20 protein-coding genes and 5 tRNA genes are annotated in these 21,680 nt (G+C 70.7%); 18 read left to right on the top strand and 7 right to left on the bottom strand.

Translation table 11 applies throughout. The features are described from left to right. Nucleotides 1-2: 2 nt before the first annotated feature. Complete coding sequence (locus ACIRU3_RS21740; protein ID WP_404058555.1) at nt 3-3,758, bottom strand: nitrate- and nitrite sensing domain-containing protein; 3,756 nt, start codon at nt 3,756-3,758, stop codon at nt 3-5. A gap of 569 nt (nt 3,759-4,327) precedes the next feature. Here ACIRU3_RS21740 and ACIRU3_RS21745 point away from each other — a divergent pair. The 10 genes from ACIRU3_RS21745 (at nt 4,328) to ACIRU3_RS21790 (ending at nt 10,806) form a co-directional block, all read left to right on the top strand. After that, on the top strand, nt 4,328-4,522 hold the full coding sequence (locus ACIRU3_RS21745; protein WP_404058557.1) for a hypothetical protein: 195 nt from the start codon (nt 4,328-4,330) through the stop codon (nt 4,520-4,522). Nucleotides 4,523-4,771: 249 nt separating this feature from the next. Then, the gene (locus ACIRU3_RS21750) at nt 4,772-5,557 is read left to right on the top strand and encodes a fumarylacetoacetate hydrolase family protein (RefSeq protein ID WP_404058559.1); all 786 of its coding nucleotides are present in this window, start codon (nt 4,772-4,774) and stop codon (nt 5,555-5,557) included. Continuing rightward, a complete protein-coding gene (gltX, locus tag ACIRU3_RS21755) occupies nt 5,550-7,034 on the top strand; it encodes a glutamate--tRNA ligase (protein ID WP_404058561.1) in 1,485 nt (494 codons plus the stop codon). The genes ACIRU3_RS21750 and gltX overlap by 8 nt, the downstream gene beginning before the upstream one ends. 211 nt (nt 7,035-7,245) lie before the next feature. Then, on the top strand, nt 7,246-9,495 hold the full coding sequence (locus ACIRU3_RS21760; protein ID WP_404058563.1) for a FlgD immunoglobulin-like domain containing protein: 2,250 nt from the start codon (nt 7,246-7,248) through the stop codon (nt 9,493-9,495). Between the two features lie 27 nt (nt 9,496-9,522). Continuing rightward, nucleotides 9,523-10,254 (top strand): HAD family hydrolase, encoded by a 732-nt coding sequence (locus ACIRU3_RS21765; RefSeq protein WP_404058565.1) that lies wholly within the window; start codon nt 9,523-9,525, stop codon nt 10,252-10,254. Nucleotides 10,255-10,345: 91 nt separating this feature from the next. Further along, nucleotides 10,346-10,417: transfer RNA gene (locus ACIRU3_RS21770), tRNA-Gln, on the top strand. Between the two features lie 21 nt (nt 10,418-10,438). After that, a tRNA-Glu gene (locus ACIRU3_RS21775) sits at nt 10,439-10,511 on the top strand. A 29-nt stretch (nt 10,512-10,540) separates the two neighbouring features. Then, nucleotides 10,541-10,613: transfer RNA gene (locus ACIRU3_RS21780), tRNA-Glu, on the top strand. 20 nt (nt 10,614-10,633) lie between these two features. After that, nucleotides 10,634-10,705, top strand: a tRNA-Gln gene (locus ACIRU3_RS21785). A 28-nt stretch (nt 10,706-10,733) separates the two neighbouring features. Beyond that, a tRNA-Glu gene (locus ACIRU3_RS21790) sits at nt 10,734-10,806 on the top strand. A gap of 51 nt (nt 10,807-10,857) precedes the next feature. Here ACIRU3_RS21790 and ACIRU3_RS21795 read toward each other — a convergent pair. Then, the gene (locus tag ACIRU3_RS21795) at nt 10,858-11,502 is read right to left on the bottom strand and encodes a MerR family transcriptional regulator (protein WP_404058567.1); all 645 of its coding nucleotides are present in this window, start codon (nt 11,500-11,502) and stop codon (nt 10,858-10,860) included. Nucleotides 11,503-11,583: 81 nt separating this feature from the next. Between ACIRU3_RS21795 and ACIRU3_RS21800 the strand changes: the two genes are divergently transcribed. Further along, a complete protein-coding gene (locus tag ACIRU3_RS21800; protein ID WP_404058569.1) occupies nt 11,584-12,102 on the top strand; it encodes a DUF4188 domain-containing protein in 519 nt (172 codons plus the stop codon). Between the two features lie 88 nt (nt 12,103-12,190). On the opposite strand, the gene ndgR is transcribed toward ACIRU3_RS21800, so the two are convergent. Continuing rightward, nucleotides 12,191-12,907 (bottom strand): IclR family transcriptional regulator NdgR, encoded by a 717-nt coding sequence (ndgR, locus tag ACIRU3_RS21805; protein WP_053762813.1) that lies wholly within the window; start codon nt 12,905-12,907, stop codon nt 12,191-12,193. Nucleotides 12,908-13,095: 188 nt separating this feature from the next. Between ndgR and leuC the strand changes: the two genes are divergently transcribed. The 4 genes from leuC to ACIRU3_RS21825 all read left to right on the top strand — a co-directional run bounded on the left by leuC (nt 13,096) and on the right by ACIRU3_RS21825 (nt 16,399). Further along, nucleotides 13,096-14,520, top strand: coding sequence for a 3-isopropylmalate dehydratase large subunit (leuC, locus tag ACIRU3_RS21810; protein WP_404058571.1), 1,425 nt, complete (start codon nt 13,096-13,098; stop codon nt 14,518-14,520). Between the two features lie 5 nt (nt 14,521-14,525). Then, nucleotides 14,526-15,119 (top strand): 3-isopropylmalate dehydratase small subunit, encoded by a 594-nt coding sequence (leuD, locus tag ACIRU3_RS21815; RefSeq protein WP_404058573.1) that lies wholly within the window; start codon nt 14,526-14,528, stop codon nt 15,117-15,119. A gap of 265 nt (nt 15,120-15,384) precedes the next feature. After that, entirely contained in the window at nt 15,385-15,615 is a 231-nt protein-coding gene (locus ACIRU3_RS21820) for a hypothetical protein (protein ID WP_404058575.1), read from the top strand. A 136-nt stretch (nt 15,616-15,751) separates the two neighbouring features. Next, the gene (locus tag ACIRU3_RS21825; RefSeq protein ID WP_404058577.1) at nt 15,752-16,399 is read left to right on the top strand and encodes an HU family DNA-binding protein; all 648 of its coding nucleotides are present in this window, start codon (nt 15,752-15,754) and stop codon (nt 16,397-16,399) included. A 73-nt stretch (nt 16,400-16,472) separates the two neighbouring features. Here ACIRU3_RS21825 and ACIRU3_RS21830 read toward each other — a convergent pair whose 3' ends face one another. Both ACIRU3_RS21830 and cofC read right to left on the bottom strand, forming a co-directional pair. Continuing rightward, nucleotides 16,473-16,676 (bottom strand): hypothetical protein, encoded by a 204-nt coding sequence (locus ACIRU3_RS21830; RefSeq protein WP_404058579.1) that lies wholly within the window; start codon nt 16,674-16,676, stop codon nt 16,473-16,475. 40 nt (nt 16,677-16,716) lie between these two features. Further along, a complete protein-coding gene (gene cofC, locus ACIRU3_RS21835; RefSeq protein WP_404058581.1) occupies nt 16,717-17,355 on the bottom strand; it encodes a 2-phospho-L-lactate guanylyltransferase in 639 nt (212 codons plus the stop codon). A 199-nt stretch (nt 17,356-17,554) separates the two neighbouring features. On the opposite strand from cofC, the gene ACIRU3_RS21840 reads away from it, so the two are divergent. The 3 genes from ACIRU3_RS21840 to ACIRU3_RS21850 are packed head-to-tail and all read left to right on the top strand — an operon-like array spanning nt 17,555 to nt 20,648. Beyond that, nucleotides 17,555-18,424 (top strand): lysophospholipid acyltransferase family protein, encoded by an 870-nt coding sequence (locus ACIRU3_RS21840; RefSeq protein ID WP_404058583.1) that lies wholly within the window; start codon nt 17,555-17,557, stop codon nt 18,422-18,424. Then, on the top strand, nt 18,421-19,431 hold the full coding sequence (locus tag ACIRU3_RS21845) for an NAD(P)H-dependent glycerol-3-phosphate dehydrogenase (RefSeq protein ID WP_404058585.1): 1,011 nt from the start codon (nt 18,421-18,423) through the stop codon (nt 19,429-19,431). The genes ACIRU3_RS21840 and ACIRU3_RS21845 overlap by 4 nt, the downstream gene beginning before the upstream one ends. Before the next feature lie 59 nt (nt 19,432-19,490). Beyond that, nucleotides 19,491-20,648, top strand: a complete 1,158-nt coding sequence (locus ACIRU3_RS21850; protein WP_404058587.1) for a D-alanine--D-alanine ligase family protein — start codon at nt 19,491-19,493, stop codon at nt 20,646-20,648. Between the two features lie 130 nt (nt 20,649-20,778). Here the strand turns inward: ACIRU3_RS21850 and ACIRU3_RS21855 are convergent, their stop codons facing one another. Further along, nucleotides 20,779-21,294: a DUF3515 domain-containing protein gene (locus tag ACIRU3_RS21855; RefSeq protein WP_404058589.1), complete on the bottom strand. Its 516-nt coding sequence runs from the start codon at nt 21,292-21,294 to the stop codon at nt 20,779-20,781. A gap of 20 nt (nt 21,295-21,314) precedes the next feature. Beyond that, on the bottom strand, nt 21,315-21,548 hold the full coding sequence (locus ACIRU3_RS21860) for an Lrp/AsnC family transcriptional regulator (protein ID WP_003997603.1): 234 nt from the start codon (nt 21,546-21,548) through the stop codon (nt 21,315-21,317). Nucleotides 21,549-21,680 lie beyond the last annotated feature (132 nt).

The following is a 21,680-nucleotide window of genomic DNA, read 5'->3' on the forward strand; positions in this document are numbered from 1 at the left end:
AACTAACGCTCCTGCTGGTGAGTGGGGCTCGGGAAGCTGCCGGTCTGGCCGTTGCCGGCCTGTCGACCCTGCGCGATGCCCCGACGGAGATTGGTCAGCCGTCCGCGTACGTCGTCAGGCGCACGCGAGACCTGCGGACCGGCTTGGTTCTGTTGCTGCTGAGCCGTTCCCGGGACGAGATTCGCCCGGGGCACCCGGCGCGGCAGGCCGGACGTGGTGATGCCGCCCGCCGCAGGCTGCCGTACGCGCTCCGCCTGACGGACGAGTTCGTCGTTGGGCGAGGTGCGCCAGGAGCCGGTGGCGGAAGGGGGTGCGGAACGCTGGGGAGCCGGCGCGGGCGACTGCTGCTGCGGTGCCGGTGCCGGGGTGTTGTCCGGCTGCTGGCCCTGCTGGCTGCCGTGGAACCAGTTGGTCTCCAGCGTGTCGTACAGCGGGGTACGGCCGTCGCCCGGGCCGCTGGCCGGCGGGAGCGCCTCCGGCTCCTGCCGGGCCGGACGCTGCGGAGCCGGACGCTGCTGGGCCGGACGCTGCTGGGCCGGCGGGCGCGGGGCGCCGAAGTCACCGTGGCCGCCCTGCTGCGGGCGTTCGAACTGACCGGTGTTCGCCGGGCCCTGGCCCTGGCGGCCGGGCAGCACGTGCTGACCCGTGGAGCTGCCGTCGAAGCCGGCGTCGTAGGCCTGCGGGGCCGCGAACTGGCCCGTGCTCTGCGGGCTCTGCTGCCCGGGCGCCGGCGTGCCGAAGACGTCGGGGCGGACGAACTGGCCGCTGTTGTCCTGCTGCTGGCCGTACTGGCCGTTGCCCTGCTGAGTGCCGGGGCGCGGGAACTGGCCGGTCTGCTGCGGGGCGTCGGCGCCGGGGCGCGCGAACTGGCCCGTCGAGCCGTTCGTGCCGAAGTCCGGGCGGGGGAACTCGCCGGTGGCCGACGGGCCCTGCGCGTCGTTGCGGGGAATCGCCGGTATCTCTGCGGTCGAACCCGGGCCCTGCCGGTCGTCGACCCGCGGCATCCGGGCGGTCTGCGCCGGGTCCCGCTCGTCATGGCCGCGCGGAGTGTCCAGCGAGGCACGTGACACCGGGCCCTGGGCGTTGCTCCAGTCCGGGGTGCGCGACTGCGGGTTGCCACCGGGCAGCTCGGCCCGCGGACCGCCGCGCGGCGGCAGCTGGGGCTGACGGCCCTGGTCGGAGGCGCCGGCGCCACCGCGCGGCGGAACCGCGCCACGACCGCCGAAGGCGTCCTGCTGTGATCCGCCGGGGCCCTGCGAGGCACCCGGAGCCTGACCGCCGAAGCCGCCCGCACCCGCCGGGGCCGGCCGGCCCTGCTGGGGCGCACCCGGACCCTGCGGACCGCGGGCTCCGCCCGGCGCACCGGGACGGCCGCCCTGGCCGGTGCCGGGCAGCGCGGCCCGGGGACCCTGGCCGGAGCCGACCTGGCCGCGCGGGCCCGCGCCTGCGCCGAGGAGTCCGCCGCCGGACGGCGCACCGCCGAGGGCGCCGCCCGGGCCGCTGCCGCCGCTGTTGCGACGGGCGGCGGCCATACCGGCCGCTGCCTGCGCGGCGGCCGGACCACCGGTCGTCGCGGGGGCGCCGGGCTTGCCCGGAGTGGGCTTCTTGCCGCCCTGTGCGACATCGACGGGGAGCATGACCAGCGCGGTCGTACCACCGGAGTCGGACGGGCGCAGCTGGATCCGGATGCCGTGCCGCTGCGACAGACGACCGACCACGAACAGACCCATGCGGCGGGAGACCGAGACGTCCACGGTGGGCGGCGAGGCGAGCCGCTCGTTGATCGCCGCGAGGTCCTCGGGGGAGAGGCCGATACCGGTGTCGTGGATCTCGATCAGGACGCGGCCGTCGGGCAGCGCGTGACCGGTGACCTTGACCTTGGTCTGCGGCGAGGAGAAGGAGGTGGCGTTTTCGAGCAGCTCGGCGAGGAGGTGCACGAGGTCGTTGACCACGCGGCCGGCCACTTCGGTGGTCGGCACGGCGGCCAGCTCGATGCGCTCGTACTGCTCCACCTCGGACGCGGCGGCACGGAGCACGTCGACCAGCGGGACCGGGCGGGTCCAGCGGCGGCCGGGCTCTTCACCCGCGAGGACGAGGAGGTTCTCACCGTTACGGCGCATACGGGTGGCGAGGTGGTCGAGCTTGAACAGCGAGGACAGCTGGTCCGGGTCGGCCTCGCGGGACTCCAGTTCGGAGATGAGCGACAGCTGACGCTGGATGAGGCCCTGGGAGCGGCGCGAGAGGTTGGTGAACATCGCGTTGACGTTGCCCCGCAGCAGGGCCTGCTCGGCGGCGAGGCGGACCGCCTCGCGGTGCACGTCGTCGAAGGCCGCGGCCACCTGGCCGATCTCGTCCCGGGAGTGCACACCGACCGACTCCACGGACGTGTCGACGTCCTGCGGGTCGGACTCGGACAGCTGCTTGACCAGCTCGGGCAGCCGGTCCTGGGCCACCTTGGTGGCGGTCTCCTGCAGCCGGCGCAGCGAGCGGATCATGGACCGGGCCACGACGAAGGCGCCGACGAGCGAGATGCCGAGCACGATCAGGATCAGGACACCGGAGATGATCGCATCGCGCTCGGAGGCGCTGCGCAGCTCGCGGGCCTTCTGCTCCATGTCCTCGAGCAGCGTGTGCTCGATCTTCTTCATCTGCTCGATCTTGGTCGAGCTGTCGTCCACCCAGTCGCGGTAGGAGCGCGCCGGCAGGCCGTCGAGGCCGTCGCGGGACTCGAAGGTCCGCTTGGCGTACAGGTCGGCGGCCTGGATCGTCGGGTTGTTCTCCTCGATCGGCTTGAGGAGTTCGTCCGGGTTCTGGCTGCTGTAGATCTTCCGGAAGATCGCGACCTCGGAGTTTTCGCTCTCGTACGCCGACTCGCCGTAGAGGCGGTCGTTCTCGGAGAGCGTGCCCTTGGTGGTGTTGCTCGAGGTCAGGGCCGCGGCGATGACGGCGCGCTGCACCGACGCGTATTCCTTGGCGGTGGAGAACGCCGCCAGGGCGCGGGTGCGGGAGATCATCTCCGGGTTGCTGGACGCCTCCGCCATGGCCTGGGAGAGGTCGACCAGCTGGGTGATCAGTCGGTGGTACGCCTCGACCGTCTGCGTCGAGTTGTTCTTCGACTGGTAGGCGGTCCGGCGGATCTTGGCCAGGTCGTCCAGCTGGTTGGCGAGGCTCACCAGCGTGTCTCGGACGCCCTGGAGACTGCCGTTCTTGCTCGCCTCGTCGATCTCCTCGGAGGCGTTGAGGAAGTTCTCGCGGGCGCGGTCCGTCTTGTCCTGGTAGCCCTTGACCTCATAGGTCGCCGTCACGCCGTGCGCCAGCGGACCGGCGGACTGGTCGCGCTCCTCCTGGAGCGCGGCTGCCAGCTCGGTGGCCTGCTTGGTCATGTCCGTCAGCAGCTTCATGTTGTCGAGCTGCTGGATGTCGTCCAGGTTCTGGTTGATGCGCAGCGCACCCAGCGAGGTCGCCGCGACGACGGGGAGCGCGAGCAGCGACACCAGGCGCGTGGAGATGCGCCAGTTGCGCAGCGCCACGCGCGATCCGGGGCCGGTGGGGCCCTTGACGGGCTTCACGGCCGGAGTGGGGTTCCCGGTCTTCGCCGAGCCCGCCGAGGAGGACACGCCGGGGCGCCCGGGGCGCTCACCGCCGTCCCCGGACGGGGCCGGGTTCTGGGCGTGCTGGGGCGAGGAACCGCGGTCGGTCCCGCCATGCGGCTCCGGCTCCGCCGAAGCACTGCCATCCCTCTTGAAACGTCCCTGCACTAGCGTCGCAACCTCTGGACCAGGCACCCCCCCGCGCGAACGGAGGGACACGGTGTCGGCGTCTTGGAGAGCGCCCTGAATACGCCCCCCGGTTGTCTTGAGTGACCGGCGCTGGATCCCCCCTGTCTCGCCGCCACTCGGCGCTGCGTTGCGCCCTGCGCGCCGGCTCGATCCCGCGGCGGTCCGTGGAATTCCAGCACAGTGCCGGATCTCCCAACAAGGGCCGTGCCCCGAGCTGTGACCTACGTGACGGGCTGTGAGGCCCGGATTACCAGCTGTGGAGCGTGATTCCGAGCAAAACGGGCGTATACCTGCGAGTCGCCCCTCGGTGTCACGTGTCCCAGTCGAGATGATCAGGAGCGGAATGATGGCTTCAGGGGGTCAATGTCCGTTTCGTTGGGGAGGGTTGTAGGCCGGAATTGACCGGTTTGCCCTTGGATTCGTGAGCAAACTCACATGCAGATCAGGGGGAGTTCACGTCAGTGGCAGGGAATCGCATGTTTAGCCTGACGCTTTACAGGACGGGCGACTCTGCCAACCCCACGACACAAGGGCACAGGACGACAACGGTGAAGACGACGATGATGTTCCGCACCATAGCCAACCCGCGGCGCACGACTCTGGCGCACCTCGAGGACGCCGAGGACCTGCAGATGCCCGAGTTGCCGGAGCACTCCGCCGAACTGCCCGCCCAGACGGCCAACCCCAGGCGCACCGTCCTGATGGAGGTCCCGGTGGGTGCGGGGGCCGGGTCCGGCGAGTAGCCGGGAGGGGACCCCGTACGGCGAGCGCGGCCCGGAGATCACGCACCCGTGAAGATCTTCCCGGCCGCGCTCATCCTTTTCCCGGGATTCCGGCCGCGCCGGAACACCTGGAATTCGAAATCCCGACACGGCGGTTTCCGCCGCCGGAAAAGCCCCGGCCGCCACGCCGTACTGCCCGAACGCCGGGCACCCGACCGGTTAACCTGGGGCGTCAGTACGCCGGTTCTCAGTGAGGGGCGCAAGGATCCCGTGCGCATCGCCAGGTTCTCCATCGACGGGAACGTCGCCTTCGGCGCGGTCGAGGGCGACAAGCAGGACGAACTCGTCCTCGACATCATCAAGGGCATCCCGTTCGCGGACCACGAGCTGTCCGGGACGAAGGTCCCGCTGAGCAAGGTCAGGCTGCTCCCGCCGGTCCTCCCGAACAAGGTCGTGGCATTCGGCCGCAACTACGCCCAGCACGCCAAGGAGCTGGGCAACGAGGTGCCCGACGCCCCGTTCGCCTTCTTCAAGCCGTCCACCTCGGTGATCGGCCCCGGCGACGAGATCCAGTACCCGTCCTTCTCGCAGGAGCTGCACCACGAGGCCGAGCTGGCCGTCGTCATCGGCCGCATGTGCCGAGAGGTCCCGCGGGAGCGGGTCAAGGACGTGATCCTCGGCTACACCTGCGCCAACGACGTCACCGCCCGCGACGTGCAGAAACGTGAGAAGCAGTGGGCCCGGGCCAAGGGCTTCGACACCTCCTGCCCGCTCGGCCCCTGGGTGGAGACGGATCTTGACCTCGAGCGCGCGAACGACCTGACCATCCAGCTCACCGTCAACGGCGAGCAGCGCCAGCTGGGCCGTACCAGCGAGATGATCCACTCCATCGAGGACCTGGTCGTCAACATCTCCGAGGCCATGACCCTGCTCCCCGGAGACGTCATCCTCACCGGCACTCCCGCGGGGGTCGGCCCCCTGCACGTCGGCGACGAGGTCGCCGTCACCATCGAAGGCATCGGCACTCTCACCAACAAGGTTGTCAAGCGTGGCTAGCGCATCCGGCTCCCCCGTACGCGTCCGTTTCTGCCCCTCGCCCACCGGTAACCCCCATGTGGGCCTGGTCCGCACCGCCCTGTTCAACTGGGCGTTCGCCCGGCACCACCAGGGCACCCTGGTCTTCCGCATCGAGGACACCGACGCGGCCCGCGACTCCGAGGAGTCGTACAACCAGCTCCTCGACGCGATGCGCTGGCTGGGCTTCGACTGGGACGAGGGCCCCGAGGTCGGCGGCCCGCACGCGCCGTACCGCCAGTCGCAGCGCATGGACCTGTACGCCGATGTCGCGCAGAAACTGCTGGACGGCGGCCACGCCTACCACTGCTACTGCTCCCAGGAAGAGCTGGACACCCGCCGCGAGGCGGCCCGCGCCGCCGGCAAGCCCTCCGGCTACGACGGTCACTGCCGTGAGCTGAGCGCCGGACAGGTCGAGGAGTACAAGGCCCAGGGCCGCACCCCGATCGTCCGCTTCCGGATGCCGGACGAGACGATCACCTTCACGGACCTGGTCCGCGGCGAGCTGACCTTCACCCCGGAGAACGTCCCGGACTACGGCATCGTCCGTGCCAACGGCGCCCCGCTGTACACGCTGGTCAACCCGGTCGACGACGCCCTGATGGAGATCACCCACGTCCTGCGCGGCGAGGACCTGCTCTCCTCCACCCCGCGGCAGATCGCCCTGTACAAGGCGCTGATCGAGCTGGGCATCGCGAAGCAGATCCCGGCCTTCGGCCACCTGCCGTACGTGATGGGCGAGGGCAACAAGAAGCTCTCCAAGCGCGACCCGCAGTCGTCCCTCAACCTCTACCGCGAGCGGGGCTTCCTGCCCGAGGGCCTGCTCAACTATCTGTCGCTGCTCGGCTGGTCCCTCTCCGCCGACCAGGACATCTTCGGCATCGACGAGATGGTCGCGGCCTTCGACATCGCCGATGTGAACCCCAACCCGGCGCGCTTCGACCTCAAGAAGTGCGAGGCGATCAACGCCGACCACATCCGCATGCTGGAGGTGAAGGACTTCACGGAGCGCTGCCGCCCGTGGCTGAGGGCCCCCTTCGCCCCGTGGGCGCCGGAGGACTTCGACGAGGCCAAGTGGATGGCGGTCGCCCCGCACGCCCAGACCCGTCTCAAGGTCCTGTCCGAGATCACCGACAACGTCGACTTCCTCTTCCTTTCCGAGCCGGTCTTCGACGAGGCGAGCTGGACGAAGGCGATGAAGGAGGGCTCGGACGCGCTGCTGCGCACGGCGCGGGAGAAGCTGGAGTCCGCGGACTGGACCTTGGCCGAGTCCCTCAAGGAGGCCGTCCTGGCCGCCGGCGAGGCCCACGGCCTCAAGCTCGGCAAGGCCCAGGCCCCCGTCCGGGTGGCCGTCACCGGCCGTACGGTCGGCCTGCCGCTGTTCGAGTCCCTGGAGATCCTGGGCAGGGAGAAGACGCTGGCCCGCATCGACGCGGCGCTGGCCAGGCTCTCCGCGTAGCGGTTGCTCGCGCGCCGGTTTCACGCACGCCGGCTCTTCGTACGGCAAGGCCACGACAGGGCGGCGTCCGGTTCGGACGCCGCCCTTCACGCGTCCACCGATCCGTCGCTCAGAGTTAATCTTCGCGGCCGACTCCCGCTTCCCGGACGGACGTTGGATGTTCCCTGTTGCGCATGATGTGCATGCGCGGTCCGTGCAGGGGGTGGGGAACGTGACTCGTTCACGCAACGCAGCTGTCCGTTCGAGAAGACTCGCCACGCTGGCCGTAGCCGGCACAGCGGCTCTGACCTGCGCCGGGGTGACCGCGCCCGCGCAGGCCGGGCCCGCCCTCCCGCCGCCGGCCGGCACCGTCACGCTCAGGTCGGAGCAGCCGACCTCCGTCGACTACCTGTGGGCGGGGGCGTCCGGGTTCCAGTGGCGTGCGCACAACGCCGCGAGCTCCGGCACCTGGGTGGGCTACCCGGACTTCGTCCCACCCGCGCATGCCGGCCCGGACGACCTGGCCACCGGCACCGACGTGGTCAGCACCAGGGACGGTGCCACGGTCACGCAGCAGCACCGCTCCACCGGCGTGGCCGCCACCGTCGTGATCCCGGCGGGCCAGACCTACGCGACGGCGACCGGCTGGAGCGTGCTCACCAAGGATGCCTCGGGCAGCCTCCATGTGCTGCGCGCCGCGAGCGACGGCTCCACCGCGGACCTCCCGGTGGCAGGTCTCCCCGAGGGCGCCCGGCCCACCCGGTACATCCCGGGCGGTTCGGTCCGCCGCGTCGCGGTCGTCTACACCCTGGACGGCACGACCTCCGTGGGCCTCGTGGACCTCCAGGACGGCACCTTCCGCAGCTACGTCACGGGCGTGACCGCCGACCCGCCGGTCCGTTTCAACGACCGCTGGCTGGTCGCCGACTGGCAGTACCTGCGCACCGACGCCGCCCCCGGCACCGAGCCCACCCGGCTCACCCGCCTGGGCGCCGAGCTGGTGGCCGTCGTCGGCGACCAGCTCCTCATCGGCAACCCGACCTTCGTCCAGGCCGGCACCGAGCCCGCGCTGACCGGTCGCTCGCTGGTCACCGGCGAGACCCGCACCGTGCTCGCGGACTCCTCCGGGGCGCTGGCACCGACCCCGGACGGGGGCGCGCTCGCCACCGCCGGCCCCTCCAGCCTCGACTGGAACGTCCACCGCATCACCCCCACCGAGACCGGCGGGACCGCCACCGAGAAGGTGGCCCAGATCCCGGCCGACCGGATACGGGTGGAGGGCCTGGCCCTCGCCGGGGGCGAACTGTTCCTGGACGGCAGCCAGGGGACGGGCCACCGGTTCTCCGGCTTCGCGCTGGACACCGACGGCCGGCCGGTCGGACCGCAGACCCGGCGCAGCCCCGGCCTGGCCGACACGACCTGCCTCACGGGCGACGCGGCCTGCCCCCAGATGGAGGCCCTCGGCGACGGACGCGTCGCCCACCTGTGGACCGATTCCGCAGGTCATGAATCGGTGATCCGGACGGGCCTCGACACCGGCTCCCTGCCGAGCGTGCCCACCGGCGCCGCCGGCGGCCGCATCGCCGGTGGCACCGGCCGCTACGTCCTCTACAACGGCGGTACGCCCGGCATGCAGAAGATCGTGGACTTCCCGCGCGGTGCCACGTCCGGCACGGTGGCGCTCGACCGGAGCCGCACCGCCGCGGCCGTCTGGGGCCAGACCCTGTGGACGCCCGGCAGCACCGCGGGGTCCGTCACCGGCCTCAATCTGAAGACCGGCACCAGCGCGTCGACCGTCGCCACCGGCGCCCCGTGCACGCCCACCGACATCCAGGCCGTCAACACGTGGCTCTACTGGAGCTGCGGCTCGGCCGGTCCGGCCGGGATCTACGACCGGGCGGCCAAGCGGAACATCCCGGTCCCCGCCGACCAGGGCCCGGCCCGCCTCGCCGACGGATTCCTGGTGCGCGAGAACCGCACCACGCACGAACTGCTGCTGACGGATGTCCACACCGGTACCGCGAGTACCCGTACCGTGGCCGTGCTGCCCGCGACGGACCAGAACACCGGCGGCAGCAACGGGCGCTGGGCCGTGGACCGCTTCGGCGGCCAGATCGCCTACCTCACCGCGACCTACGGACAGGTCACGATCGTCCCCAGCGGCGTCCCCACCTCGCCGCTCGCGCAGATGGAGGCCCAGGTCCACTCGCCGTCCGTCATCGGCAAGGGGATGCCCTGGGCGCCCGTGTGGCAGCTGAACAAGCCGTCCAACTGGACACTGACGCTCTCCAGTTCCTTCGGCACCGTGATCCGCACCCTGACCGGAGCCTCCACGGGCGCGGCCCTGCGCCCGGAGTGGGACGGCACGACGGACAGCGGCGCCGGGGCCCGGTCCGGCACCTACACCTGGAAGCTCACCGCCCAGCCCCGCGACGGGCAGGGCCCGGACCTGACCCTGACCGGAACGATGACCCTCGGCTGACGGCTTGCGAAGAGTACGGTCGGTGTCATGACGATCAGAGCTGTCGTGTGGGACGTGGACGACACCCTCTTCGACTACACCACCGCAGATCGCGAGGGCATGCGCGCCCATCTCGCGGCGGAGGGCCTGCTCGCCGGGTACGACACCCCGGAGCAGGCCCTCGCCCGGTGGCGGGAGATAACCGACGGGCAGTGGGCGCGCTTCTCCGCCGGTGAGGTCTCCTTCGAGGGGCAGCGACGCGACCGCGTCCGGGTCTTCCTGGACCAGGAGCTGTCCGACGCCGAGGCCGACGCCTGGTTCCGGCGTTACATCGGTCACTACGAGACCGCCTGGAGCCTGTTCCCGGACGTGCTGCCGGCCCTGGACGCCCTCGCCGCCAGTCACCGGCACTCGGTGCTGTCCAACTCCAGCCTCACGGTCCAGGAACACAAGCTGCGCACCCTCGGCGTCCGCGACCGTTTCGAGAGCGTGCTGTGCGCCGCCGAGCTGGGTGTGTCCAAGCCGGAGCCCGGGGCGTTCCTCGCCGCCTGCGAGGCGCTGGGCCTGCCTCCGCAGCAGGTGGCGTACGTCGGCGACCATCCGGAGATCGACGGGCGGGGCGCCGCCGAGGCCGGGCTGCTGTCCGTCTGGATCGATCGCGGCGGGGTGTACGCGCAGGGTGCGGACGCCGCGGCGGCGCACCGGATCTCGACCCTCGCCGAACTCCCCGCGCTGGTGCGCTCGGATACTCGTTTTGGAGCCCCGTCCACCTTCGGGTAATGTTCTTCCTGCGCCGCCGGGGAGCGGGCCGAAAGGCCGGGAACCGGAGGAGCAAACTAGAACGAGATCCCCACAGGGGCTTGAGTTCCAGTGGCCTATGGTGTAATTGGCAGCACGACTGATTCTGGTTCAGTTAGTCTTGGTTCGAGTCCAGGTAGGCCAGCTCGCAGAGCTCATCTGCAAAGCCCCCGTTGTGTAGCGGCCTAGCACGCTGCCCTCTCAAGGCAGTAGCGCCGGTTCGAATCCGGTCGGGGGTACTGATCCTGATCTTGTCGGGATCGCTAGGGCCCCCGTTGTGTAGCGGCCTAGCACGCCGCCCTCTCAAGGCGGTAGCGCCGGTTCGAATCCGGTCGGGGGTACGACTGGTCTAAACCATCATTGGTCTATGGTGTAATTGGCAGCACGACTGATTCTGGTTCAGTTAGTCTTGGTTCGAGTCCAGGTAGACCAGCTCGGATCTGCGGAAACGTAAGATCCGTGCCCCCGTTGTGTAGCGGCCTAGCACGCCGCCCTCTCAAGGCGGTAGCGCCGGTTCGAATCCGGTCGGGGGTACGCACAGGGAAGACCCTCCACTTCGGTGGGGGGTCTTCGTCGTACCCGGCCCTACTCGTAGCCGTACCGCCTGCCCGACTCCTCCTCCTGGGCCAGTCGGCGCAGCGCGTGCAGCATCGGCTCGGTCAGTACCGTGCCGAGCACCGCCGTCTCCACCTTCTCCGCCTGTGACGGCTGGGTGTCCACGAAGTCCAAGTCGAGTTTCGCGACCTCGTGCATCAACTTCCCGTAGGTCACCAGCAGTTCGGCGCCCCATTCGTAGCCGAGCCGGCGGAACGCGGCCACCGCCACCACCAGGGAGCGGTACGCGGGCGAGACGGTCGTCAGCTGTCGGGCGTTGGACCAGCCCAGCGTCTCCAGCAGCTCGTCCGCCTCCCGGCGCGCGGCCAGCACGAACTCGTCCTCCTCGTCCGGCTCCGGCACCTGCGGCAGCGCCCACAGGGCCGCGCCCAGCCGGATCGTGTGGCCCAGCGAGTAGTCGTCGACGTTCCGGAGCACCTCGCGGACCGTGGCCACCGGCACCCGGCCGACCTGGATCATCGCGCGCACCAGTCGCAGCCGGCGCAGATGCACCTCGTCGTACTCGGCCGTCGTGGTGTTGATCTGGCGGCCCGGCGGCAACAGCCCTTCGCGCAGGTAGTACTTGATCGTCGCCGTGGACACACCGCTGCGCTCGCTGAGTTCCGCCAGCCGCATCTCTTGCGCCTCTCCTTGGTAAGTGCCACTATCTAAACATCGCCGGAAGGATAGTGGCGCTATCTGACGAGGGGGACCGTCATGTTCGCGAAGCCTGTGCGGGGCCACACCACCGCGGCGGCCGAGGGTGATGTGGTGGTGCTGCTCATCGGTATGCGGATCAACCACTTCTGGGCGGTGCACCAGTGGCTGCCGGTCGCGCTGTCGATGGTCCGCATGCTGGGGGAGCTTGCGCGGGACCGCGACCGGGGGCTGCTGGGCCACGTGATGCTGACGGCCTCGCCGCGGACGTACTACGTCGTGCAGTACTGGGAGTCCAAGGAGAAGCTGTACGCCTACGCGACCTCGCCGGACATGGCCCACCACAAGGTCTGGGCGGCCCTCAACCGCAAAGATCGCCAGGGCCGGCTGCGCGGACACGTGGGCCGGTGGCACGAGGCGTACATCGTGCCCGAGGGCTCCTACGAGTCGATCTACTTCGACATGCCGGCCTTCGGCCTCGCGAAGGTGCACGGCCAGGTGCCGGTCGAGCGGCGCGGCAGGTACGCGGACGACCGGTTCGCGTACCGATCGGCGGGTGCGGCCCGCGAGGCGGGGTGACCGGGAGAGGCCGGGGGGAATCGGGGGAGCGAGGAGGGCCTGCCGCGGCGTTGAGGCAGGCCCTCCTCGGTGTTCCCGGGGCGTTCGCTCAGCCTGAGCGGCGCAGGGCCTCCGACAGGCGGGCGGCGGCGTCGATGACCGCCTGGGCGTGCATACGGCCAGGGTGGCGGGTCAGACGCTCGATGGGGCCGGAGACGGAGACGGCGGCCACCACGCGGTTGGAGGGGCCGCGCACGGGCGCGGAGACGGACGCGACGCCCGGCTCGCGCTCGCCGATGGACTGGGCCCAGCCGCGCCGCCGGACGCCCGACAGGGCCGTCGCCGTGAAGCGGGCGCCCTGCAGGCCCCGGTGCAGGCGCTCCGGCTCTTCCCAGGCCATCAGGATCTGGGCGGACGAGCCGGCCTTCATGGTCAGCGTGGAGCCGACCGGGACCGTGTCCCGCAGGCCGGACAGGCGTTCCGCCGCGGCCACACAGATCCGCATGTCACCCTGGCGCCGGTAGAGCTGCGCGCTCTCGCCGGTGACATCGCGGAGGTGGGTGAGCACGGGGCCCGCCGTGGCGAGCAGGCGGTCCTCGCCGGCCGCCGCGGCCAGTTCCGAGAGGCGCGGGCCGAGAATGAACCGGCCCTGCATGTCGCGTGCCACCATGCGGTGGTGTTCCAGGGCCACGGCCAGGCGGTGGGCCGTGGGTCGTGCCAGTCCGGTGGCCCCGACCAGACCCGCGAGGGTGGCCGGACCGGACTCCAGAGCGCTCAGGACGAGGGCCGCCTTGTCCAGAACGCCGACGCCGCTACTGTTGTCCATGCAACGATACTCACGTCTCACTCTGTGAAACGCAAGTTCAATTTTCCGTGGAACGCGCCACCCTGGAATCACACAGCGGCCCGTGGACCAAAGGGCCTGGTGGCGGAGGCCCGGAACAGGGGCACGGGCGCTGCCTGCTGAAGATCTCTAGTTGAGCCGGTGGACACTTGCCGGCCGGAGGGAAAGCGATGGGTAGGACACTCGCGGAGAAGGTCTGGGACGACCACGTCGTCCGGCGCGCCGAGGGCGAGCCCGACCTCCTCTACATCGATCTGCACCTGCTGCACGAGGTGACCAGCCCGCAGGCCTTCGACGGCCTCCGGCAGAACGGTCGCCCGGTGCGCCGCCTCGACCTCACCATCGCGACCGAGGACCACAACACCCCGACCCTCGACATCGACAAGCCCATCGCCGACCCGGTCTCCCGCGCCCAGCTGGAGACGCTGCGCAAGAACTGCGCCGAGTTCGGGGTGCGCCTGCACCCGCTGGGCGACATCGAGCAGGGCGTCGTGCACGTCGTGGGCCCGCAGCTGGGCCTGACCCAGCCCGGCACCACCGTCGTCTGCGGCGACTCGCACACCTCCACGCACGGCGCCTTCGGTGCGCTGGCGTTCGGCATCGGCACCTCCCAGGTGGAGCACGTGCTGGCCACCCAGACGCTGCCGCTGGCCCGCCCCAGGACCATGGCCATCACCGTCGAGGGCGAGCTGCCCGACGGCGTCACCGCCAAGGACCTGATCCTGGCGATCATCGCCAGGATCGGTACGGGCGGCGGCCAGGGCTACATCCTGGAGTACCGCGGCTCCGCCATCGAGAAGCTCTCGATGGAGGCCCGGATGACCATCTGCAACATGTCGATCGAGGCTGGTGCCCGCGCGGGCATGATCGCCCCCGACGAGACGACCTTCGAGTACCTCAAGGGCCGCCCGCACGCCCCCGAGGGCGCCGACTGGGACGCCGCGGTCGAGTACTGGAAGACCCTGCGCACCGACGAGGACGCCGTCTTCGACGCCGAGGTCGTCATCAACGCCGCCGAGCTGTCGCCGTTCGTCACCTGGGGCACCAACCCCGGGCAGGGCGCGCCGCTTTCGGCCGCCGTCCCCGACCCGGCTTCGTACGAAGACGCTTCGGAGCGCCTGGCCGCCGAAAAGGCCCTGGAATACATGGGGTTGGAGGCCGGCCGGCCGCTGCGCTCCATCAACGTGGACACCGTCTTCGTAGGCTCCTGCACCAACGGCCGCATCGAGGACCTGCGTGCCGCCGCCGCGATCCTCCAGGACCGCAAAGTCGCCGACGGCGTACGGATGCTGGTGGTCCCGGGCTCCGCGCGGGTCGGTCTGCAGGCCGTCTCCGAGGGCCTGGACGTGGTCTTCAAGGAGGCCGGCGCCGAATGGCGGCACGCGGGCTGCTCGATGTGCCTCGGCATGAACCCCGACCAGCTGGCGCCGGGTGAGCGCTCCGCGTCCACCTCGAACCGCAACTTCGAGGGCCGGCAGGGCAAGGGCGGCCGTACGCACCTGGTGTCGCCGCAGGTCGCGGCCGCGACCGCGGTCCTGGGCCACCTGGCCTCGCCCGCCGACCTGTCCGACGCCCCTGCGCCCGCTGGAGTCTGAGAATCATGGAAGCCTTCACCACCCACACCGGCCGGGCCGTCCCGCTGCGCCGCAGCAACGTCGACACCGACCAGATCATCCCTGCTCACTGGCTCAAGAAGGTCACCCGGGACGGGTTCGAGGACGGGCTGTTCGAGGCCTGGCGCAAGGACGGGTCCTTCATCCTCAACCGGCCCGAGCGGCAGGGCGCCACCGTCCTGGTCGCGGGTCCCGACTTCGGCACCGGCTCCTCCCGTGAGCACGCCGTCTGGGCGCTGCAGAACTACGGCTTCAAGGCCGTGATCTCCTCCCGCTTCGCGGACATTTTCCGGGGTAACTCGCTGAAGAACGGCCTGCTCACGGTGGTTCTCGACCAGAAGGTCGTGGACGCGCTGTGCGAGCTGACCGAGCAGGACCCGCAGGCCGAGATCACCGTCGACCTCGAGGCCCGCGAGGTGCGCGCCGAGGGCATCACCGCCTCCTTCGAGCTGGACGAGAACTCCCGCTGGCGGCTGCTGAACGGCCTGGACGACATCTCCATCACCCTCCAGAACGAGGGCGACATCGCCACCTACGAGGGCAAGCGGCCCGCGTACAAGCCGCGCACGCTCCAGAGCTGATCCGGAGCGGCCGAACCAGCCGGATTTCGGCCACCGCAGCACCCCTTCTGTACCCCCGATCGCCACGATTGGGGGTACAGCCATGTCTGGACCCGAACGGCCCCGAGCGTTCCCGCACGTCGGCCCAACTGCCCACGTTACAACGGCTGTTGGCAGGGTACGTGAGTGCCGGGGCCGCGACCTTGGCAAGTGCCTGGAAAGCCAATTGAGGCGGCAGTTGCACCCTGGGCAGGCGACAACTCGCCCCAGATGGCACAATCTGTGCATGGGACACGACGGCCAACTCGAGCTCTATGCGGCGGTCGCGGACCGACTGAAGGAAGCGCACACAAGAGTGCGCGCACTGCAAGTCCCGGAGGGCGTACGGATGGCGCTGACCCGGAAACTGCTGGTCATTACGGCCGCGGCCAAGCACGATCTCGCCGGAGCGGCAAGGCGGCTCGAGCGGTTCACCAAGGACCTCGACGAGGGGCGGATCCCCGAAGAGGACGGCTGAACAGCCCGGGGCAACCGAGTCCGTTGCGGCACAAGGGTGATAAGCCCGTTTCGTGTTTGATTTGCGGTATATATCTGCCTAACGTGCGAAAAAGCTTGAACACTTTCGTTCTGGCGATGTCTCCGAAGGGGAAGACGTGAACAAGGCGCAGCTCGTTGAAGCGATTGCCGACAAGATGGGTGGCCGCCAGCAGGCCGCCGAAGCTGTCGATCATGTCCTGGACGCCATCGTCCGCGCGGTCGTCGCGGGCGAGCGGGTCTCGGTCACCGGCTTCGGGTCCTTCGAGAAGGTGGACCGCCCCGCCCGTTACGCCCGCAACCCGCAGACGGGCGAGCGGGTTCGGGTCAAGAAGACCTCCGTGCCGCGCTTCCGCGCCGGTCAGGGCTTCAAGGACCTGGTCAGCGGCTCGAAGAAGCTCCCCCGGGGCGGCGAGGTCGCCGTCAAGAAGGCGCCCAAGGGCAGCCTGACCGGTGGCGCTGCCGCGACGGTCAAGAAGGCCGCGGCCAAGAAGACCACCAAGGCCGCCGCGAAGAAGGTCACGGCCAAGAAGGCAGCGCCGGCGAAGAAGACCACGGCCGCCGCGAAGAAGGTCACGGCGAAGAAGACCACGGCCAAGAAGACCACGGCCGCCGCGAAGAAGGTCACCGCGAAGAAGGTCACCGCCAAGAAGGCGGCGGCCAAGAAGGCCCCGGCGAAGAAGGTCACCGCCAAGAAGGCCCCGGCCAAGAAGTCGACGGCTCGCAAGACCACTGCCAAGAAGGTCACCGCCCGCAAGGCGTCGTAGGGCCGACAGGGCACTCACGCGCCGGGCCGGACTCCCCTGGGGAGCCCGGCCCGCGGCGTTTTTCCGGGGTAACTCAGAGCGTCTGCAGGGTCACCAGCGTGATCCGCAGGCCGTCCCCGGCACCCTCCGTCTCGATCCGCACCCGCTGCCCGGGCCGCAGCAGCCGCAGCCCGCCCGCGTCGAACGCCGCCGTGCCGAAGGGCACCGGGGTGCCGTCGTCGAGCAGCACCTGCCCGCTGCGGGTCTCGGAGTCGTACGTGTATGCGGTCGCCTGCATGACGGCAGCCTACTGCTCCGCCGGTGACCCCACCGCCCGACTACTGTCCGGGAATCAGCAGCCGCGCGCTCACCGCCGCCGTGTGCGGGCCGACGCCCAGCGCCAGCGCCGTCCGCAGGTCCTCGCCGGTGTCCACGTCCTGCCGTACCGAATCGACGTCGGTGAGTCCGAGTTCCGCCGCGCCCGAGGTGCGGTGCCTGGCCCGGGAATCGGTACCGAAAGCCGGACGCAATTCCCGGCCGGGGGCCGCGGCCAGCAGGGTGGTGCCGAGCGCGGCCGCGTCCGCGAGAAAGGCACGCGGGAATTCGGCCGCCGCATCCAGCACCCGGGACAATTCCAGCGGGCGCAGGGCCGGGAGATCCGCGTTCAGGGCCGCGACCGCACCACGGGGGCGCATTTCCCGTACGGCGGCGACACCGTGCGTGAGAGCGGCGTTCAGGCCGCTTCCCGGGGTGTCCGGGACGATCCGGGCGCCCAGCGCCGCCAGTTCCCGGCCGGCCAGCGTGTCGTTCGTGACGACCGCCACATCCGCGACCGCCGGACAGGCCAGCACGGCGGCCACCGTGTCCTGCGCGAACGCGAGGGCCAGCCCCGGGCGCACTCCGTCGGCGGCGGTGTCCGAGAGCCTGCTCTTGGCCCGCGCCAGAGGCTTCAGGGGGATGACCAAGGTCCACTGCACCGGCGTACCGTCCCTCTCTTGTCCCGCTCATTGTCACCCGGGGCATCCGGCACACCGGGGGAGGGGAGGGGCGCGAAGCCCCGTCCGAGGGCGGTGGCCGGTGACGGGCGGGCGTACGGTGTTCTCGACAGACCGGCGGCCTGGGGCGACACTTGTGCGGCCCCCGGGCCCGGAGCAAGTCCTAGAGGAAGGTGTCCGCGTGTCCCGCCGCAGAATCGGGTTCTGGTACCGCTTCGCAGCGGTCCTCTGCAAACCGCCGCTGGTGGTTCTGATCAAGCGGGACTGGCGTGGAATGGAGCACATTCCGGCCGACGGTGGATTTATCACCGCGGTGAACCATAATTCCCACGTGGATCCCTTCGCGTACGCGCACTATCAGTACAACACCGGACGGGTTCCGCGATTCCTGGCGAAGAGCGGACTTTTCAAGAAGGGATTCGTCGGCGCCGCGATGCGGGGCACCGGCCAGATCCCCGTCTACCGCGAGAGCACGGACGCGCTCAGCGCCTTCCGGGCCGCGATCGACGCCGTGGACCGCGGTGAGTGCGTCGCGTTCTACCCCGAGGGCACCCTCACCCGCGACCCGGACGGCTGGCCGATGACCGCCAAGACCGGCGCCGCGCGGGTGGCCCTGCAGACCAAGTGCCCGGTGATCCCGGTCGCCCAGTGGGGCTGCAACGAACTGCTGCCGCCCTACGCCAAGAAGCCCCACCTCTTCCCGCGCAAGACCCACCGCGTCCTCGCGGGCCCGCCCGTGGACCTCTCCCGCTTCTACGACAAGGAGATGACCGCCGACCTCCTGAGGGAGGCCACCGAGGTCATCATGGCGGCCGTCACCCGCCAGCTGGAGGAGATCCGCGGCGAGAAGGCGCCCGAGACGCCCTACGACCCGCGCCGCGAGCGGATCGAGCAGCGGCGCAAGACCCGCGCACAGACCGGCCGGGGGGCCTCGCAGACGGACGGGGAGCCCGTGCCGGCGGGCGGCGCCGGGGCACCGGCCGGCCCGGAGGCCGGACAGACCGGCACGGAAGTCTCCCGGAGCGGCACGGAAGAGGAGAGCGGCAAGTGAGCAAGCCTGTCCGGGCGGCCGTCATGGGCACCGGCTCGTGGGGCACGGCCTTCGGCATGGTCCTGGCCGACGCGGGCTGCGAGGTGACCCTGTGGGCCCGCCGCCCCGAGCTGGCCGAGGCGGTCAACTCCACGCGGACCAACCCCGACTACCTGCCCGGTGTCGAACTCCCGGAGAACCTGCGCGCCACCGCGGACGCCGCCGAGGCCCTGCGCGACGCGGACTTCACCGTCCTCGCCATCCCCTCCCAGACCCTGCGCGCCAACCTCGCCGAGTGGACCCCGCTGCTCGCGCCCGGCACCGTGCTCGTCTCCCTGATGAAGGGCGTCGAACTCGGCTCCACCATGCGCATGAGCGAGGTCGTCGACGACGTCGCCAAGGTCGGCGCCGACCGCATCGCCGTCGTCACCGGGCCCAACCTGGCCCGCGAGATCGCCGCCCGCATGCCGGCCGCGGCCGTGGTCGCCTGCACCGACGAGACGGTCGCCCAGCGGCTCCAGGCCGCCTGCCACACGCCGTACTTCCGGCCGTACACCAACACCGACGTGGTCGGCTGCGAACTCGGCGGCGCGGTCAAGAACGTCATCGGCCTCGCGGTCGGCATCGCCGACGGCATGGGTCTCGGCGACAACGCCAAGGGCTCGCTCATCACCCGGGGCCTCGCCGAGACCACCCGGCTCGGCATGGCGCTCGGCGCCGACCCGCTGACCTTCTCCGGACTCGCGGGCCTCGGCGACCTGGTGGCCACCTGCTCCTCGCCGCTGTCCCGCAACCACACCTTCGGCACCAACCTCGGCAAGGGCATGACCCTGGAGGAGACCATCGCGGTCACCCGGCAGACCGCCGAGGGTGTCAAGTCCTGCGAGTCCGTGGCCGATCTGGCCCGACGGCACGGCGTGGAGATGCCGATCACCGAGACGGTCGTCGACATCGTGCACGAGGGCAAGCCGCCGGTGGTCGCCCTCAAGGAGCTGATGTCGCGCAGCGCGAAGCCCGAGCGACGCTGAGCCAACCCCCTGCGTCGACGCTGTATCGGGGCTCTACCAACGGGTACTCTCAACGCGATATGAGCAGCGAGAACCTCCCCCAGAGCCCTGAGCAGCCGTCCCGCAAGCCGCGCGTGGCCGTCGTGTTCGGCGGGCGCAGCTCCGAACACGGGATCTCCGTGGTCACCGCCGGCGCCGTCCTCAAGGCCATCGACCGGACGAAGTACGACGTCCTGCCGATCGGCATCACCGCGGAGGGCCGCTGGGCCCTGACGGCGGACGAGCCGGAGCGCATGGCCATCACCGACCGCCGTACCCCGACCGTGGAGGCGCTCGCGGAGTCCACCGAGGGCGGCGTGGTGCTCCCGGTCGACCCCGCCGACCGCGAGGTCGTCTACAGCGAGCCCGGCTCGGTGCCCAAGGCCCTCGGCGAGGTCGACGTGGTCTTCCCGGTGCTGCACGGCCCCTACGGGGAGGACGGCACCCTCCAGGGCCTCCTGGAGCTGTCCGGGGTGCCGTACGTGGGCGCGGGCGTGCTCGCCTCGGCCGTCGGCCAGGACAAGGAGTACATGAAGCGGGTGTTCACCTCCTTCGGGCTCAAGGTCGGCCCGTACGTGGTGATCCGCCCGCGCGAGTGGGCGCAGGACGAGTCCGCGGCCCGCAAGAAGATCGTCGACTTCGCCGGCGAGCACGGCTGGCCGCTGTTCGTGAAGCCCGCGCGCGCGGGTTCGTCGATCGGCATCACCAAGGTCGAGGACCTCTCCGGCCTGGACGAGGCGATCGCCGAGGCCCAGCGCCACGACCCGAAGATCCTGGTGGAGGCCGCGCTGCGCGGCCGCGAGATCGAGTGCGGCGTCCTGGAGTTCGAGGACGGGCCGCGCGCCTCCGTGCCGGCCGAGATCCCGCCGCCGGACGCGCACGCGTACTACGACTTCGAGGCCAAGTACATCGACTCCACGCCCGGCATCGTCCCGGCCCCGCTCACCGACGAGGAGACCGCCGAGGTGCGGCGGCTCGCGGTGGAGGCGTTCGACGCGGCCTCCTGCGAGGGACTGGTCCGCGCGGACTTCTTCCTCACCGAGGACGGCGAGTTCGTGATCAACGAGATCAACACCATGCCCGGTTTCACGCCCATCTCGATGTACCCGCAGATGTGGCAGGCCACCGGCATCGGCTACCCGGAGCTGGTGGACCGCCTGGTGCAGGCCGCGCTGCGCCGCTCGACCGGGCTGCGCTAGCGCTCCGCCGGGAGGCCGGTGCCGAGCTGCGGGTCCGTTGTGGCTGGTCGCGCCCGCGCGACGGAGCCGCACATCTGTACAGCTCGCGCCCCCTTAGCGGCACTGCCGGACCATCGTCCGGCTCCCACCGTCACCGCATGGAGGCGATCCCCTTCGGGATCGCCTTCTTGACGACGCCCGCCAGTTCCGTGAGCACCGGGGTGCCGTCCTGTCCGGACATCCCCTCGGGCAGGCTCACCTGCACATAGGCCACGCGGCTCGCCGTGGTGAACCGCCAGGTGCCGTCGCTCTCCTTCTCCATCAGCCAGTCGACGCCGTCGACCCCGCCCGCGATGGCGTCGGCGTCCCGGCCCTCGGCCACCTCGGGGTCGACCATCTTCGGCGGCCGTGCGACACCGCAGCGCAGTATGATCGCCGGGCTTCCCCAGCCCGCCGTGTAGGCGGACCGGGGCTCGGGGTCGTCACGGCCCCGTCCGTCCAGTTTCTCGGGCAGCACCCGGTGCAGATCCCGGCACACCGTCGCCGTTTTCGCGTCAGGTCTGGGAACCGCCACCGTGCCGCTGTCGTCTGCTGTGGAGCAGCCTGCTACCGCAATCAGCAGCACGGGCGCGAGCAGGCCGAGGGGCCGGTGACGGAAGATGTTCACCGGCCAAGGGTAGACGGGGGCTACAGATGCACGACCGGACAGGTCAGGGTGCGGGTGATGCCGTCCACTTGCTGGACCTTCGCAACCACCATCCGGCCGAGGTCGTCGACCGTGTCGGCCTGGGCGCGCACGATGACGTCGTACGGTCCGGTCACGTCCTCGGCCTGGATCACTCCAGGAATCTTGCTGATCGTTTCGGCGACGGTCGACGCTTTGCCGACTTCCGTCTGGATCAGGATGTACGCCTGTACCACGGAACCTCCAGGGCGGCCACGAGGATCATGTGGGGAAAAGGAACGCCACGGTATCGCGTCGCCGCTCCCCGCGGGGAGACCTGCGGGAACCGGGCTTGCGCGCCAGGGTGCAGGCACGACAGAAGTTGACGG

The organism is Streptomyces sp. NPDC101151, from assembly GCF_044768335.1.
Lineage (GTDB): Bacteria > Actinomycetota > Actinomycetes > Streptomycetales > Streptomycetaceae > Streptomyces.